This window comes from Actinomyces polynesiensis, assembly GCF_000820725.1.
GTDB classification, from domain to species: domain Bacteria; phylum Actinomycetota; class Actinomycetes; order Actinomycetales; family Actinomycetaceae; genus Pauljensenia; species Pauljensenia polynesiensis.
Window position 1 is genome coordinate 14,344 of record NZ_CCXH01000246.1, and the last position, 14,732, is coordinate 29,075.

At 69.3% G+C, this 14,732-nt stretch carries 13 protein-coding genes and 1 other RNA gene; 13 read left to right on the forward strand and 1 reads right to left on the reverse strand.

All coding sequences use genetic code 11. The annotated features are described in order from the left end of the window. Positions 1–245: 245 nt before the first annotated feature. The 7 genes from prfB to TA90_RS10690 all read left to right on the forward strand — a co-directional run bounded on the left by prfB (position 246) and on the right by TA90_RS10690 (position 7,132). Positions 246–1,364 carry a peptide chain release factor 2 gene (prfB, locus tag TA90_RS10665; protein ID WP_043536321.1) on the forward strand — a complete coding sequence of 373 codons (1,119 nt, stop codon included), beginning with the start codon at positions 246–248 and terminating at the stop codon, positions 1,362–1,364. A 351-nt stretch (positions 1,365–1,715) separates the two neighbouring features. Beyond that, the gene (gene ftsE / locus TA90_RS10670; RefSeq protein ID WP_043536322.1) at positions 1,716–2,405 is read left to right on the forward strand and encodes a cell division ATP-binding protein FtsE; all 690 of its coding nucleotides are present in this window, start codon (positions 1,716–1,718) and stop codon (positions 2,403–2,405) included. 4 nt (positions 2,406–2,409) lie between these two features. After that, positions 2,410–3,324 (forward strand): permease-like cell division protein FtsX, encoded by a 915-nt coding sequence (ftsX, locus tag TA90_RS10675; RefSeq protein ID WP_043536323.1) that lies wholly within the window; start codon positions 2,410–2,412, stop codon positions 3,322–3,324. Between the two features lie 39 nt (positions 3,325–3,363). Further along, a complete protein-coding gene (locus TA90_RS10680) occupies positions 3,364–4,653 on the forward strand; it encodes a peptidoglycan DD-metalloendopeptidase family protein (protein WP_052450775.1) in 1,290 nt (429 codons plus the stop codon). A 106-nt stretch (positions 4,654–4,759) separates the two neighbouring features. Further along, complete coding sequence (smpB, locus tag TA90_RS10685; RefSeq protein WP_043536324.1) at positions 4,760–5,287, forward strand: SsrA-binding protein SmpB; 528 nt, start codon at positions 4,760–4,762, stop codon at positions 5,285–5,287. A 444-nt stretch (positions 5,288–5,731) separates the two neighbouring features. Continuing rightward, positions 5,732–6,108, forward strand: a transfer-messenger RNA (tmRNA) gene (gene ssrA / locus TA90_RS13940). A 283-nt stretch (positions 6,109–6,391) separates the two neighbouring features. Beyond that, positions 6,392–7,132 carry a potassium channel family protein gene (locus tag TA90_RS10690; RefSeq protein ID WP_231550728.1) on the forward strand — a complete coding sequence of 247 codons (741 nt, stop codon included), beginning with the start codon at positions 6,392–6,394 and terminating at the stop codon, positions 7,130–7,132. Positions 7,133–7,242: 110 nt separating this feature from the next. Here the strand turns inward: TA90_RS10690 and TA90_RS13350 are convergent, their stop codons facing one another. Then, positions 7,243–8,250, reverse strand: a complete 1,008-nt coding sequence (locus TA90_RS13350; protein WP_187120135.1) for an acyltransferase family protein — start codon at positions 8,248–8,250, stop codon at positions 7,243–7,245. 498 nt (positions 8,251–8,748) lie between these two features. On the opposite strand from TA90_RS13350, the gene TA90_RS10700 reads away from it, so the two are divergent. The 6 genes from TA90_RS10700 to TA90_RS15225 all read left to right on the forward strand — a co-directional run. Further along, positions 8,749–9,861 carry a LacI family DNA-binding transcriptional regulator gene (locus TA90_RS10700; protein WP_074015380.1) on the forward strand — a complete coding sequence of 371 codons (1,113 nt, stop codon included), beginning with the start codon at positions 8,749–8,751 and terminating at the stop codon, positions 9,859–9,861. A 148-nt stretch (positions 9,862–10,009) separates the two neighbouring features. Beyond that, a complete protein-coding gene (locus TA90_RS10705) occupies positions 10,010–10,771 on the forward strand; it encodes an L-ribulose-5-phosphate 4-epimerase (protein ID WP_043536326.1) in 762 nt (253 codons plus the stop codon). Beyond that, entirely contained in the window at positions 10,771–12,279 is a 1,509-nt protein-coding gene (gene araA / locus TA90_RS10710) for an L-arabinose isomerase (protein ID WP_043536328.1), read from the forward strand. Before TA90_RS10705 ends, araA begins: the two co-directional genes overlap by 1 nt. A gap of 83 nt (positions 12,280–12,362) precedes the next feature. Further along, on the forward strand, positions 12,363–13,463 hold the full coding sequence (locus TA90_RS10715; protein ID WP_197067888.1) for an ABC transporter substrate-binding protein: 1,101 nt from the start codon (positions 12,363–12,365) through the stop codon (positions 13,461–13,463). Positions 13,464–13,561: 98 nt separating this feature from the next. Further along, positions 13,562–14,029, forward strand: coding sequence for an ATP-binding cassette domain-containing protein (locus tag TA90_RS15220; protein ID WP_197067889.1), 468 nt, complete (start codon positions 13,562–13,564; stop codon positions 14,027–14,029). Positions 14,030–14,068: 39 nt separating this feature from the next. Beyond that, positions 14,069–14,732: ATP-binding cassette domain-containing protein (locus TA90_RS15225; RefSeq protein WP_197067890.1), on the forward strand; the 664-nt coding region annotated here is incomplete at its 3' end.

The following is a 14,732-nucleotide window of genomic DNA, read 5'->3' on the forward strand; positions in this document are numbered from 1 at the left end:
CAGCGGTGTCGGGGGTGGGCTCCGAGGTGGTGGGGTCGCTGCTGTGCAGGTGAGGTCAACCGTGGATGTCCGTGGGAGCACTGGGGGTTGACCTCAGTGCCCTCTGCGGCGCTGTTCGGGGTGGTGGGGCCGGTGAGGTCAACCGTGGATGTCGTCAGCTGCACTGGAGGTTGACCTCAGCGCCGTCCGTGACCTCCGCGAGGCCCCCGGAATCGGCCGGACGGGGCATCGACTAGGCTGGGCAGGTGGCCACTGAGTTCCCTGAAGAGATCCAAGCACTGCGCACGACGATGGAGAACATCCTCGCCGTGACCCAGCCCGACGTCCTGCGCACCCAGATCGAGGAGCTGTCGAAGAAGGCCGCTGCCCCTGACCTGTGGGACGACCCGGCCAGTGCCCAGGAGGTCACCTCCGAGCTCAGCCACCGCCAGTCCGAGTTGGAGCGCGTCACCCACATGGTGGAGCGCATCGACGACCTCGGCGCGATGGTGGAGATGGCGGGGGAGGACCCCGAGGAGTCGGCCGAGATCCTCGCCGAGGCGGAGGACGACCTCGCCAGCCTCAAGGCGGACCTCTCCGAGCTGGAGATCCGGACCCTGCTGGACGGCGAGTACGACGAGCGCAATGCCGTGGTCACCATCCGATCCGGGGCCGGTGGCGTGGACGCGGCGGACTTCGCCGAGATGCTCATGCGCATGTACCTGCGCTGGGCCGAGCGCCACGGGTACTCCACCAAGGTCCTCGACACCTCCCTGGCGGAGGAGGCGGGCATCAAGTCCGCGACCTTCGAGGTCCAGGCGCCCTACGCCTACGGGACGCTGTCGGTGGAGGCGGGAACGCACCGCCTGGTGCGCATCAGCCCCTTCGACAACCAGGGTCGTCGCCAGACCTCCTTCGCCGCCGTGGAGGTCATCCCCCTCATCGAGTCCACCGACCACGTCGACGTCCCCGACACGGACATCAAGATCGACGTCTTCCGCTCCTCCGGCCCCGGTGGCCAGTCGGTCAACACGACCGACTCCGCCGTGCGCATCACCCACCTCCCCACCGGCATCGTCGTGTCGATGCAGGACGAGAAGTCCCAGATCCAGAACCGTGCGGCCGCCATGCGCGTCCTCCAGTCCCGCCTCCTGGTCCTCCAGCACGAGCAGGAGCAGGCCAAGAAGAAGGAACTGGCCGGCGACGTCAAGGCCTCCTGGGGTGACCAGATGCGCTCCTACGTCCTCCAGCCGTACCAGATGGTCAAGGACCTGCGCACCGAGTACGAGTCCGGCAACCCGCAGGCCGTCTTCGACGGCGACATCGACGGCTTCGTCAACGCCGGCATCCGCTGGCGCAAGAACCAGCAGCACGCCGCGCAGTGACGCGACGGCGCTGAACCCGATCCACAGATCAGCGCAATCGGTGCCTGATCGCGGTCGGCAGTTGACCCCGATCCGGCGCTGAGCCCGATCAGACGTCTCCACCGGCAGGACGAGGGCGGGGCCGCCCTCGTGGGGGATGGGGGTTGACCCGGCGGACACACCCGCGTCGCGCGGACACGTGCTGGGTCGACGGGCGCTCGAACTGAGCCGTCCGCTGCGCGGGAACTGAGCCCGATGGGCGCAATCCCAACAGATTCCGCGGGGGAGGAGGCGGCGGCGTGTCGCTGGGCGACGGCCGTGGCGGGCGCACCTAGTCTGACGACTGACCCCTTCCCCGACAGAGACGGCCCCATGATTCGCTTCGACCACGTGACGAAGGTGTACGCCCCGGGCGCACGCCCCGCACTCGACGACGTCTCCCTGGAGGTGGAGCGGGAGGAGTTCGTCTTCCTCGTCGGCAAGTCCGGATCCGGGAAGTCCACCTTCCTCCAGCTCGTCCTCCGCGAGATCTCACCCACCTCCGGGCATGCCTGGGTCCTCGGACTGGACACCGGCAAGCTCTCGCGCTGGGCCGTGCCGAAGCTGCGCCGCCAGATCGGGACCGTGTTCCAGGACTTCCGGCTCCTGCCGTCGAAGTCCGTCTACGAGAACGTCGCGCTGGCCATGCAGGTGATCGGCAAACCGCGCCACGCGATCCAGACCGCCGTGCCCGAGGTGCTCGACCTGGTGGGCCTGTCCGGCAAGGAGAAGCGCCTGCCCCACGAGCTCTCCGGCGGCGAGGAGCAGCGCGTGGCCATCGCCCGCGCGATGGTGAACCGCCCGAAGCTCCTGCTGGCCGACGAGCCCACCGGCAACCTCGACCCCGACACGAGCCTGGGGATCATGCGCCTCCTGGACCGCATCAACCGCACCGGCACCACGGTGGTGATGGCCACCCACGACGCCGACATCGTCAACCAGATGCGCAAGCGCGTCATCGAGCTCCAGGACGGCACCGTCATCCGTGACCAGTCCCGCGGCGTGTACGGGGCGGTGAGGTGAGGTCATGAAGCTGCGATTCATCCTCTCCGAGGTCGGCAAGGGCCTCACCCGCAACCGCGCGATGGCCGTGGCCGTCGTCATCGTCACCTTCGTGTCCCTGCTGTTCGTCGGCGTCGCGGGCCTGGCGCAGATGCAGGTGGGGCGCATGAAGAGCGAGTGGTACGACAAGATCGAGGTCTCGATCTACATGTGCGCCACCGATGACGAGACCCCCTCCTGCAACAGCAAGGAGGCCACGGAGGACGAGATCGCCGCCGTGCGCGAGAAGCTCAACTCCGCCGAGCTCAAGCCCTACGTCAAGACGGTCTACGAGGAGTCCAAGGAGGAGGCCTACGCCAACTTCGAGAAGCTCTACGGCGACTCGCCCCTGGGGCAGTGGACCACGGCGGACATGCTCCAGGTGTCCTTCCGCGTCAAGCTCGTGGACCCCGAGCAGTACTCGATCATCAAGGAGGAGTTCTCCGGGGCGGCCGGGGTCTCCGAGGTCAAGGACCAGCGTGAGCTCGTCGAGCCCCTCTTCAAGGTCATCGACAAGGCGAAGATGATGTCCTTGGGACTGGCGGGCGTGATGATCGTCGCCGCCGTGCTCCTCATCACCACGACCATCCGCCTGTCGGCCATGAGCCGTGAGCAGGAGACGTCGATCATGCGCTTGGTTGGCGCGTCCACCCTGTTCATCCAGGCGCCGTTCATGATCGAGGGGGCGATCGCCGCGCTGGTGGGTGCCGGCCTCGCCGTGGGGGCGTTGTTCGCGGGCGTGCACTTCCTGGTGGACGGCTGGTTGGCACAGGCGTTCACGTGGACGAGCTTCATCGGTGCGCGGGAGGTGTGGATCATGACGCCGCTGCTGGTGCTGGCAGCCCTCGTGCTGTCGTTGGTGGCCTCCGCGTTCTCCCTGGGCAAGTACACGAAGGTCTGAGCACGAGGGCTGTGCCCGGGAGGGTCTGAGGAGGTCGACGTGGGCAAGGTGTGGGGGATGCGGTGGTCGCGTGGGACGTCCACCCGACGAGGGCGACGCCGTCTCGGGGGGGTCCTCCTGGCGGGCGCGCTCACGTTCTCGCTGCCGCTCGCCGGAGTCGCGGCCGACCGCGATGACGTGGCCGCGCGGCAGAAGGAGTCGGCTGCACGCGTGGAGAAGCTGAAGGCCGACCTCAACGGGATCGACTCGAAGCTGGCGGCGGTGTACCTGGAGCTCGATTCGCTCAAGGCCAAGATCCCGGTGGCCCAGTCCGAGCTGGACGCGGCGAACACGAAGTTCGCCGCCGCGACCCGCCAGCACGAGGTCGCCCTGGACCAACTGGAGTCCGCGCAGGCCGAACGCACCCGCCTCGAGACGGAGGTGGCCAGCGCCCAGGAGGACCAGAAGCGGGCCACCGACGCCATCGCCGAACTGGCGCGCCAGATGTACCGCGGGGAGGGTTCCTCCCCCCTGACGCTGGCCATGACGGCCCAGAGCACCCAGGAGATCGGTGACCGGGCCTCGGCCGCGGAGACCCTGGCCCGCTCCCAGAACCGCACGATGGAGGAGGCCCGCACCTCCCAGGTCGTCGAGCAGAACAGGGTCGAGCGGCAGAAGGCGGTGACCACGCGCATCTCCGCGCTGGAGGAGAAGGCACGCACGGCAGCTGAGGAGGCGGAGTCGGCGAAGGCGACGGCGGAGTCGAAGGTCGCCGAGCTCAAGGACCTCAAGACCAAGGCCGACGCGAAGGCCAAGGAGTGGGACTCGAAGAAGGCGGCGGCGGCCAAACAGCTGGACGCCTGGCAGGCCGAGTACAACTCGATGACCTCCAAGCTCGCGAAGATCGACGCCGCGAACCGTGCCGCCGGCACCGTCTACGCCACCGGTGGGGGGATGTTCACGAGCCCCCTGCCCATCCCCCTGGTGGTCACGTCCCCCTACGGGTGGCGTCTCCACCCGGTGCTCGGCGTGAAGAAGCTCCACAACGGGACCGACTTCGCGGCGGCCTGCGGGACCCTGCAGTACCCCATCGCCCCCGGCGTGGTCTCCGCGGTCACCAACGAGGTCGCCGGAGGCAATGTCGTCTACATCAACCACGGGATGATCAACGGACACTCCTGGATCAGTGCCCACGTCCACCTGCAGAAGGTGGACGTCTCCGTCGGGCAGCGCGTCGACCGCAGCACCGTGGTGGGGGAGACCGGCGCGACCGGGTACGCGACCGGCTGCCACCTGCACCTCACCCTCATGCGGGACGGCGCGACCGTTGACCCGATGAGCTACCTGTAGGACAATCGACAAGTTGCCCACCCCGCCCCGTGGCCCGGGACCGGGTCGGCACCTCAGCGAGCGTCACGGGGCGCCCTCGTCGACACCCCCGGAGGGAGGGAACACGATGCCCAAGGCATGGAAGCAGCCCAAGGAGACCGAGGCGGAGAAGCGCAAGGCCGCCTCGGACGCCAGGAAGACCGTCGCACGCAACAAGAAGGCGCTGCACGACTACGAGGTCGAGGAACGCTGGGAGGCGGGTCTGGTCCTCACCGGGACCGAGGTCAAGGCCCTGCGGATGGGACGCGCATCCCTCGTGGACGCGTGGGTGGAGGCCAAGGACGGTGAGGCGTGGTTGTACGGCGCCAACATCCCGATGTACTCCCAGGGGTCCTGGAACAACCACACCCCCACACGCAAGCGCAAGCTGCTGCTGCACGGTACGGAGATCCGCCGGATGGAGCAGAAGGTCAACGCCAAGGGTTACACCATCGTGCCGCTGGAGCTCTACTTCCTGGGTGGGCGGGCCAAGGTCGAGGTGGCCCTGGCGCGCGGCAAGCAGGAGTGGGACAAGCGCCAGACGCTGCGCGAGGCACAGGACCGGCGCGAGGCCGAGCGTGCCATGCGCCGCTACACCAAGCAGGCGCGGCACTGAGGGGATCTGGTCGTCCTGTCCGACAGGTCCACCCCTGATGCTTCCGGGGGGTGGGGTCACCGTGCCTTCGTCGGGCCCCTTGGCGCTGTGGGTCACATTCGTGCTGTGGGTCGCCTCACCGGGGGCCTCCGGCGGTGACCCTTGGGGTCGGTGCGGAGGCGAGGATCTTGCGTCGGGCCGTGGGACTGTGTCGAGAGGTGGGCTTCTTGCCGAGAGGTGGACTTCTTACCGAGCGGTGGCGGCACAGTGCCTCCGTTCGGTGAGAAGTCCACCGTTCGACGAGGAGAGCCGTCGGACCCGGGTTGTGCGTCGGACGGGGGTTCGATTCCCCTCCATCTCCATTCCCCACCGGCGCCCGTGGGCCATTGCCCCGCGTGCTCGCGGCGCGTATCATGGGGTGTCCACCAGCGGGTGACCGGTGGTGGTGGGTTGAAGAACTCAATAGGGGATGATCGGTTTCGACGGCGGTCGTCGATCGAGGGGAAGCGGGTCGAGGACGCGCGCTCAGCTCGTGAACGATGCGTGCAAACCAATAGGTGCCGAACAGAATCGCACCGACTACGTTCTTGCTGCCTGATAGCAGTCTGAACCTTTAGTCCGTCAGCCCGGGTGGTGCTCCCAGCCCGGATCCTGGCGTCATTCAGGGAGCCACTGGTCGTCGACCTCGTCAGCGGGTCGGCTTCGACACTCAGTTGACTGAGCCCATCCGGCAGGCATGTCTGCATGACGTCGGGGGCCGAGAAATAGCTTGCAGACTGTGCCCGGAGAAGACCTCGGGGCCGGCCGTCGGACGGGGGTTCGATTCCCCCCCATCTCCACGAGACACCCCGGGACTCCACTGGAGTCCCGGGGTTTTCGTTGCCCTGGTGCGGAGAGGTCCGGAGCGGGGCCCCGCGCGACAGGCGCCGCCAATGATGCCGCTCGCCCCTCCTCCGACCCCGAACAGGAACAGGGCAGGAACGCCGACAGGGAGTGTTCCTGCCCGACGGTGGCGTGCTCCCCGGGCCTCGAGCGGTGCGCACCGTGTCGGACCGGCGCCCGCTGTGTCGAAGAGAGCTCATCGTGGCTGTGGCTGCGCGTCCCGACCACGCGATGATGTGGGTCATGGAGACACGGCTGGAGCGTTGGCAGTCATCGACGGAATGGGTCCTCACGGGCGCTGCATGCGCCTTCCTGGTCGACTACAGCTGGGAGGTCATCGCAGAGCTGTCCGGCACACCGCGAGCCGCGGCCGAGGCAGTGATGAACACCGCCTGGGTGCTCTTCGCCATCGACGTGGTCGTCCGGCTGACCCTTGCCGAGGACCGGGGTGAATGGTTCCGGCACCACCTGCTCGACGTCGCCAGCGTTGCCCTGCCGGTCCTCCGCCCGCTGCGGCTCCTCCGGCTTGTCGCCCTGGTGACAGTGCTGCTGCGGACCGCCGGTCATTCCCTGAGAGGCAAGATCGCCACCTACACCGGCGGTTCTGCGGTGCCGGTCATCCGGGTGGCCGCGCTCGCGGTCCTCAATGCCGAACGTCATGCCGCAGGTGCCTCGATCACTGACTTCCCCAAGGCACTGTGGTGGGCATTCGTCACCGTCACCACGGTGGGCTACGGCGACCTCAGCCCCGCCACGACGACCGGCCGGGTCGTCGCCGTGGCCCTGATGATCGGGGGCATCGCCGTGCTCGGCGTCGTGACCGCGACCCTGGCGAGCTGGATCGTCAGCGGCGTCTCCGCCGAGGAGGCCGAGGAGCATGCGGCCACCCGCGGCCAGGTCGCCGAGCTCCAGGACCGGGTCCGTCGGCTCACCGACCTGGTGGTCCAGCAGCGCGGGTCGTCCGTGCACCCGCAGGGGAACTGATCCCTCGCCGCCCTCTCCGTCGGCCCTCGGTCACGTCGCCGGTGCGGAGGTGCACAGCGGTCCCGCCCTCGTCGGTGGGGTCCCCGGACGCAGGGAACCTCCGCGCGGGCTCAGGCCGACGCCGCACGTGTGCGCCGGGGGGAGGGCAGTGGCGGCGCCTTCCACAGCCAGGGGATTCGGCGCAGGAAGAGGTGGACGCCCAGGACCACGAGGACGGCGAGGCCGGCGACCACGGGCGGCAGCACCGGCGCGAACGGCTCCGCCCAGCCGCTCCGGGAGTGGAGGGCGGCGACCATCAGGAAGATCGGGTAGTAGTGCAGGACGTAGATCGGGAGGGTGTGGGCGCCCAGGTACGTCATCGCGCTGCTGAGCCGCGTAGTGACCAGGGCCTTGGAGCACATCACCCCGATGGTGATCGCGTACAGGCTCAGGACGAGGCGCAGGCCGGGGACCCGCAGCAGGCCCAGGTAGACGGCAGCGAGGTTGAGTGCGACGAAGAGCGGCACGAGCAGCCACAGCCACCGACTGGGGCGCAGGGCGTCGGCCCGTCCCCCGAAGTGGAGGGCGAGCAGGAAGAACACGAAGTGCATGGCGATCTTCCGCCAGGTCACGTCATCGACGGGCAGCCATCCGGAGCCTGCGACCACCGAGAGCGCCGCGGCCAGGAGCATCTGCGCCCACACGGGAAGCCGCCGGAGTGCCCAGGCCCCCACGGAGTACAGCAGGAGCGCGTAGAGGAACCACATCGAGGCGTTCGGGACCCACAGCATCGACCAGGCACCCGAGAGGGGTGGACGATCCCCGCCCGCCCAGGACCATGGGAGGACCTGCACGGCCAGGACGTAGACCACCGACCACAGCACGTACACCCACAGGAGCTGCCATCCCCTGCGCCGGACCATTCCCATGAAGGGAAGGCTGATGGCGCGCGGAGCGAAGTAGCCGGCGGTGAAGATGAACAGGGGCATCCGGAACGTCTCGAGCGCCGGGTTGAGCACCGCCCAGAACGACGCGAGCCCCGCCCGGTCGAGGAAGAGGGTGGAGTGGTAGAGGACCACGAGGACGATGGCCACGCCCTTGGCGACGTCCACCCATTCCACACGGCCCTTGTGTGACATGGCGACACAGTAGCGGAGGGTGGCCCCCTGTCGCCGGGTGGCGGGCCACCCGGGTGCGTCCTCCGGAAGGGGCACCACGCCGGTCGAACCCGGTGCAACGAGGTCGGGCCCAGAGGGGTGAAGCCACCCGCGCGGCACGCCGGACCCGACGGGAACCTCGGGGGACACGGGAGGGACCGCGCGGAGCGGAACGTGTCCCCCGCATCGCCGAGAGGGGTGCGGGGTACGGCGAGTGGCCCGTCTGCCGTTACCCAACTGAGACATGTGAACGCGCCACACCCTCGGGTGTGAGCGTTAACTTGGAGACTCGGAGTGTGGCGAGGGCGAACCGGACGCGCAACCGGTGCTCCGGTGAGTGGCGGTCACGTCGAAGGGCATGCAGCTCACGGGTGGGGAGCGGGGCGGGGGCGTCGGGTTGCCCGCCCCGCGGCCGGGGTGGCGGGGGTCCCCACGACCCGTGGGATCCTTGGTCACCGGAACAGAAGGAGCACAGGAGACATGCCCAAGCACCCCCGGGGAGACCGTCCTCCCGCCATGATGGACGTCGCCGCCGCAGCGGGAGTCTCCCACCAGACCGTCTCCCGCGTGCTCAACGGGAGCGGCAAGGTGGCCGACTCCACCCGGGAGCGGGTCCTCCAGGCGATCTCGGACCTGGGGTACCGCCGCAACTCGGTTGCCCGCGCGCTGGTGACACGCAGGTCCGGCATCATCGGGGTGCTGACCACCACGTCCGCCCACTACGGGCCCTCGACGATCCTCCTCTCCATCGAGCTGGCGGCGCGGGAGGCCGGGTACCTCACGGTGGTGGCGCCGCTGGAGGACTTCGCCCCGGAGTCGGTCAACGCCGTCCTCGACCACTTCCTGGGCCTGGCCGTGGAGGGCATCGTCATCATGGCACCGGTCGAGGAGGTCGCCGTCGACCTCTCGGGCCTCATCGTGCCCGTGCCAGTGGTGGCGGTCACCGCTGCATCCCTGGGCGCGGCGACGGACGTCCTGCCGGTGAGCGTCGACCAGGTGGGCGGTGCCCGTCAGGCGGTCGAGCACCTGATCGGGCTGGGGCACACCGACATCGCCCACGTGCGGGGCCCCGAGAACTGGTTCGAGGCGCAGATGCGTGAGTCCGGGTGGCGGGCGGTGATGGAGGCCCACGGCCTGCCCGTCCGGGAGCCGAGAGGGGGCGGGTGGGAGGCTTCCACCGGCTACGAGGCCGGACGGGAGCTGATGGCGGAGGGAGTGCCCACCGCCGTCTTCGCGGCCAACGACAACCTGGCCCTCGGTGTCGTCAACGCCCTCTGCGAGGCGGGGCTCACCGTGCCCGGGGACGTCTCCGTGGTCGGTTTCGACGATGCCCCCGCCACGGAGTACTTCCGCCCCAGGCTCACCACGGTCCGCCAGGACTTCCGCCGGCTGGGGGACAAGGTCGTCGAGACACTGGTGGACGTCATCGAGGGCGAGTCACGTCGCGGTCCCGTCCTCCTGCCGGCCCAGCTCGTCCTGCGCGCCTCCACGGCGCGGCCGGGGAAGTCCCGGGAGGGAACGGCCGTCACCGGGGGGTCGGGGCCGGGGGCGACATCGCCCGCGGTGCGTGGGGGGCACGTCGCGCGCGGATGACCGACGTGGAACGCCCTCCCCGGGGCGTCGCCACATGTTAGCGTTAACCCGATGGCGGGCGGTGGACGGGTGACAGAGCGGTCGCCGCGCCCCCGCCCCTGCTGCGCCCGCCCGCCGGCGTGGGCCCGTGACACCGAGGAGAGCCGAGATGCCGACCCACACCGATCCGGACACCTGGGACGCCGCACTGGCCGCGCGCGTGGCCGACACCAGGGAGGAGGTCGCGCGTCTGCACGCCGAGCTCCCCCGATGGGGGCTGGTCGTGTGGACCGCCGGCAACGTCTCCCAGCGCGTGAGAGGGCCCGTTCCCGACGGTTCCGCGGACCTGTTCGTCATCAAGCCCTCCGGTGTCCCCTACGACGCCCTGACCGCGGAGGCGATGGTCGTGTGCGACTTCGACGGTGACCTCGTCCTCGGCGAGGGGGCGCCCTCCTCCGACACGGCGGCCCACGCCTACGTCTACCGGCACATGCCCGAGGTGGGGGGTGTGGTCCACACCCACTCGACGTACGCGACGGCCTGGGCGGCGCGGGGGGAGGCGATCCCCTGCGTGCTGACGATGATGGGGGACGAGTTCGGCGGGGATGTCCCCGTGGGGCCGTTCGCCCTGATCGGGGACGACTCGATCGGTCGGGGCATCGTCGACACCCTGCGTGCCTCACGCAGCCCCGCCGTGCTCATGCAGAACCACGGACCCTTCACCATCGGAGCCGACGCACGGGCCGCGGTGAAGGCGGCGGTCATGGTGGAGGAGGTCGCGAGGACCGTGCACATCGCCCGACAGCTGGGTGAACCGATCCCCATCCCACGCGAGCAGGTCGACCACCTCTACGAGCGCTACCAGCACGTCTACGGCCAGCACGGCACCGATGCCGCTGCGGGCGCGATCCAGGACAAGGAGGACAAGTGATGGACAGCTTCTACGAGGGCCGCGAGGTGTGGTTCCTCACCGGCAGCCAGGACCTGTACGGTGAGGAGACCCTCCGGGAGGTCGCCGAGCAGTCCCAGGAGGTGGTGCGACTGCTCAACGGGTCGGGGATCATCCCGGCGCCGCTCGTGTGGAAGCCGGTCCTCAAGGAGTCCGACTCGATCCGTCGGGCCATGCTCGACGGCTCCTCCGACGACTCGGTGCTCGGCGTGATCGCCTGGATGCACACCTTCAGTCCCGCCAAGATGTGGATCCGCGGGATGGAGGTCCTCTCGAAGCCGATCCTGCACCTGGCGACGCAGGCAGGGGTGGAGATCCCCTGGGAGACCATCGACATGGACTTCATGAACCTCAACCAGGCGGCGCACGGGGACCGCGAGTACGCCTACGTCCTCACCCGCCTGGGTGTGGCGCGCACGACCGTGGTCGGACACGCCTCCACCCCAGGCGTCCGGCGCAGGGTGGCGGACTGGGTGCGGGCCAGTGCCGGGTGGGCCGCCACCCATGCGATGAGGGTGGTGCGCTTCGGGGACAACATGCGCAACGTCGCGGTCACGGAGGGCGACAAGACCGAGGCCGAGCGCCGTCTGGGCGTCTCGGTGAACACCTGGGCCGTCAACGACCTCGTCGCGGCGGTGGAGGACGTGGGGGAGACGGCGGTGGACGCCCTCGTACGCGAGTACGAGGAGCGCTACGACGTGACCCCCGAACTGCGCAGGGGTGGCGACCGGCACGCGTCACTGCGTGGGGCGGCCCGGCAGGAGGTGGCCCTGAGGGGTTTCCTCGAGGACCGCGGCGCCACCGCCTTCACCACGAACTTCGAGGACCTGGGCGGACTGCGCCAGCTCCCCGGGCTCGCGGTGCAGCGCCTGACCGAGGACGGCTACGGGTTCGGCGCGGAGGGCGACTGGAAGACGGCGATCCTCGTGCGTGCGGCCAAGGTGATGGGGGAGGGGTTGCCCGGTGGCGCGTCCCTCATGGAGGACTACACCTACAACCTCGTGGAGGGGGAGGAGATGATCCTGGGCGCGCACATGCTCGAGGTCTGTCCCTCCCTCACCTCCACCACCCCGCGCATCGAGATCCACCCGCTGGGGATCGGTGACCGTGAGGACCCGGTGCGCATGGTGTTCAATGCCGATGCCCGCGCGGGGATCGTCGTCTCACTGGCGGACATGCGCGACCGGTTCCGGTTGACGGCCAACGTCGTGGAGGTCATCGAGCCGCCCCACGAGATGCCGCGACTGCCCGTCGCCCGCGCCATGTGGAGGCCCGAACCGGACCTCCACACCTCGGTGGAGGCCTGGCTGACGGCCGGGGGAGCCCACCACACGGCCATGTCGACGCAGATCGGCCCCGAGGTGTGGGAGATGTTCGCGCGCATCGCCCGCATGGAGCTGCTGGTCATCGACTCCTCGACGACGCGCCGTTCCTTCGACGACGAGGTGCGTTGGAACCAGGCCTACTACCGTCTCGCCGAGGGACTCTAGGCCGCCCGCCGGTCCACGGTGCCTGCGTGCCGGGGCCGGGATCGTGACTTGATCGTGACGGGAAGGAGACCCGGGTCCGCAGTGTGAGCGTTAACCTAGTGGTGTGGGGCAGGTCACGAGGGCGTGACGACGAGTGCCCGACATCCGCATCCGCCGACGGAGCGTCGGCACCGTTCAAGGAGGAACACCTGTCAGTCCGCAACCGTTTCCGACGCGCTGCCACTGCGGCAGCGGCCGGGCTCGCCATCGTCTCCCTCGCGGCATGCGGGGGCGGCGGGTCCACCTCCGGTGACGAGTCCGGCGGTGCCGCCGCCGGATCCGACGACCTCGTCAGGGTCGGCTACTCACAGCTCGGCGCCGAGTCCGGGTGGCGCACGGCCAACACCGAGTCCGTGAAGGCCAGCCTGACCGAGGAGAACGGCATCGACCTGACCTTCGTCGATGCCCAGCAGAAGCAGGAGAACCAGATCAAGGCACTGCGTGACTTCATCGCCCAGGACGTCGACGTCATCGCCTTCTCCCCCGTCATCGAGACCGGGTGGGACGAGGTGCTCCAGGAGATCAAGGACGCGGGCATCCCCGTCATCCTGGTCGACCGCTCGGTGAGCACGACGGTGGAGGACGCCTACGTCACCCACATCGGTTCCGACATGGCCACCGAGGGCAAGATGGCGGGCGAGTGGGTCGCCGAGAACTACCCCGACGCCAAGATCTTCGAGCTGCAGGGCACCATGGGCTCGGGACCGCAGATCGACCGTGAGGCGGCCTTCGACGCGGAGGTCGGCGCCGAGAACATCCTCGGCAAGGCCTCGGGCAACTTCACCCGGGCCGAGGGCAAGACGGCCATGGAGGCCGCCCTGCAGGCGTACCCGGACTTGGACCTGGTCTTCTCCCACAACGACGACATGGGTCTCGGGGCGATCGAGGCGATCGAGGCGGCTGGGAAGACCCCGGGCACCGACATCAAGATCGTCACCATCGACGCCGTCAAGGACGGCCTGCAGGCGCTCGTCGACAAGAAGTTCAACTACGTCGTCGAGTGCAACCCGATCTTCGGTGACCAGCTCGCCGATCTCATCAAGAAGATCGCGGCCGGCGAGCAGGTCCCCGCACAGACCGTCGTGCAGGACCAGGCGTTCGACCAGACGATCACCCAGGAGTTCGTCGACGCCCGTCCGTACTGATCGGCGTGGGTCCGCTCCACTGACCCCTCCTGTGCCGCCCACCACCGCGTGGGTGGGCGGCACAGGTGCGCCCGACGCATCACGAGAGAAGCGACGAGATGTCCACAACCAGTCAGGATGACGCCGGCGACCCTGTCGTCCGGATGTCGGGGATCACCGTGACCTTCCCCGGTGTCAGGGCCCTCGACGGAGTCGACTTCCGTCTGTTCCCCGGTGAGGTCCACGCCCTGATGGGGGAGAACGGTGCCGGGAAGTCCACCCTCATCAAGGCCCTCACCGGAGTGAACGCCCTGGCGGCGGGGAGCATTGAGGTGGGGGGCAGGCCCTACTCCTCCTCCGGCCCCGGGGACTCCGAGGCCGCGGGCATCGCGACCGTCTACCAGGAGGTGAACCTCTGCCCCAACATGACGGTCGCGGAGAACGTCATGCTCGGGCACGAGGTCCGTCGGGGCCCCTTCATCGACTGGCGCGAGACCCGACGCATCGCCTCGGAGAACCTCGCCCGCCTCCGCCTCGACATCGACCCGCGCTCCCAGCTGTCCTCGCACACCATCGCGGTCCAGTAGCTGTGCGCGATCGCCCGTGCCCTGGTCGGGGAGGCCCGGGTGCTGATCCTGGACGAGCCGACCTCGTCGCTGGACAAGGACGAGGCGGCCGAGCTCTTCGAGGTCATCAGGGGGCTGCGCGACCAGGGAGTGGCGATCCTCTTCGTGTCGCACTTCCTGGAGCAGGTCTACGAGATCTCCGACCGCATGACCGTCCTCCGCAACGGACGTCTGATCGGCGAGTACATGACCGCCGACCTGCCCCGCCGCGACCTCGTCGCGAAGATGGTGGGCCACGCCATCGAGGTCCTCGACGACATCGCCGAGGACGCCCAGGAGGCCGCCGAGCCCGAAGAGGGCGCCGGCACCGTCCTCTCCGCACGCGGACTCGGGCGCAGGAATGCGGTCGAGCCCTTCGACCTCGACATCCGCGAGGGGGAGATCGTCGGCTTCGCGGGTCTCCTGGGGTCCGGACGGACGGAGGCGGCGCGACTCCTGTCCGGCGCCGACACCGCTGACTCGGGGACCGTCGACGTCGACGGCACACGCACCAAGCTCTCCACGCCGCTGGTCGCCCTGAAGAAGGGCATCGCCTACTCCACCGAGGACCGCAAGAAGGAGGGGATCATCTCCGAGCTCACGGTCCGCGAGAACATCGCCCTGGCCATGCAGGCGGCGCGCGGTGCCTGGCGTCCGATCCCACGCCGCGAGCTCGACGAGATCG

Bases quoted from the DNA above. Each gene is read 5' to 3' on its own strand.
- ftsE (WP_043536322.1), top strand. From the start codon at position 1,716: ATGATTCGCTTCGACCACGTGACGAAGGTGTACGCCCCGGGCGCACGC.
- ftsX (WP_043536323.1), top strand. From the start codon at position 2,410: ATGAAGCTGCGATTCATCCTCTCCGAGGTCGGCAAGGGCCTCACCCGC.
- smpB (WP_043536324.1), top strand. From the start codon at position 4,760: ATGCCCAAGGCATGGAAGCAGCCCAAGGAGACCGAGGCGGAGAAGCGC.
- TA90_RS10690 (WP_231550728.1), top strand. From the start codon at position 6,392: ATGGAGACACGGCTGGAGCGTTGGCAGTCATCGACGGAATGGGTCCTC.
- TA90_RS13350 (WP_187120135.1), bottom strand. From the start codon at position 8,250: ATGTCACACAAGGGCCGTGTGGAATGGGTGGACGTCGCCAAGGGCGTG.
- TA90_RS10700 (WP_074015380.1), top strand. From the start codon at position 8,749: ATGCCCAAGCACCCCCGGGGAGACCGTCCTCCCGCCATGATGGACGTC.
- TA90_RS10705 (WP_043536326.1), top strand. From the start codon at position 10,010: ATGCCGACCCACACCGATCCGGACACCTGGGACGCCGCACTGGCCGCG.
- araA (WP_043536328.1), top strand. From the start codon at position 10,771: ATGGACAGCTTCTACGAGGGCCGCGAGGTGTGGTTCCTCACCGGCAGC.
- TA90_RS15220 (WP_197067889.1), top strand. From the start codon at position 13,562: ATGTCCACAACCAGTCAGGATGACGCCGGCGACCCTGTCGTCCGGATG.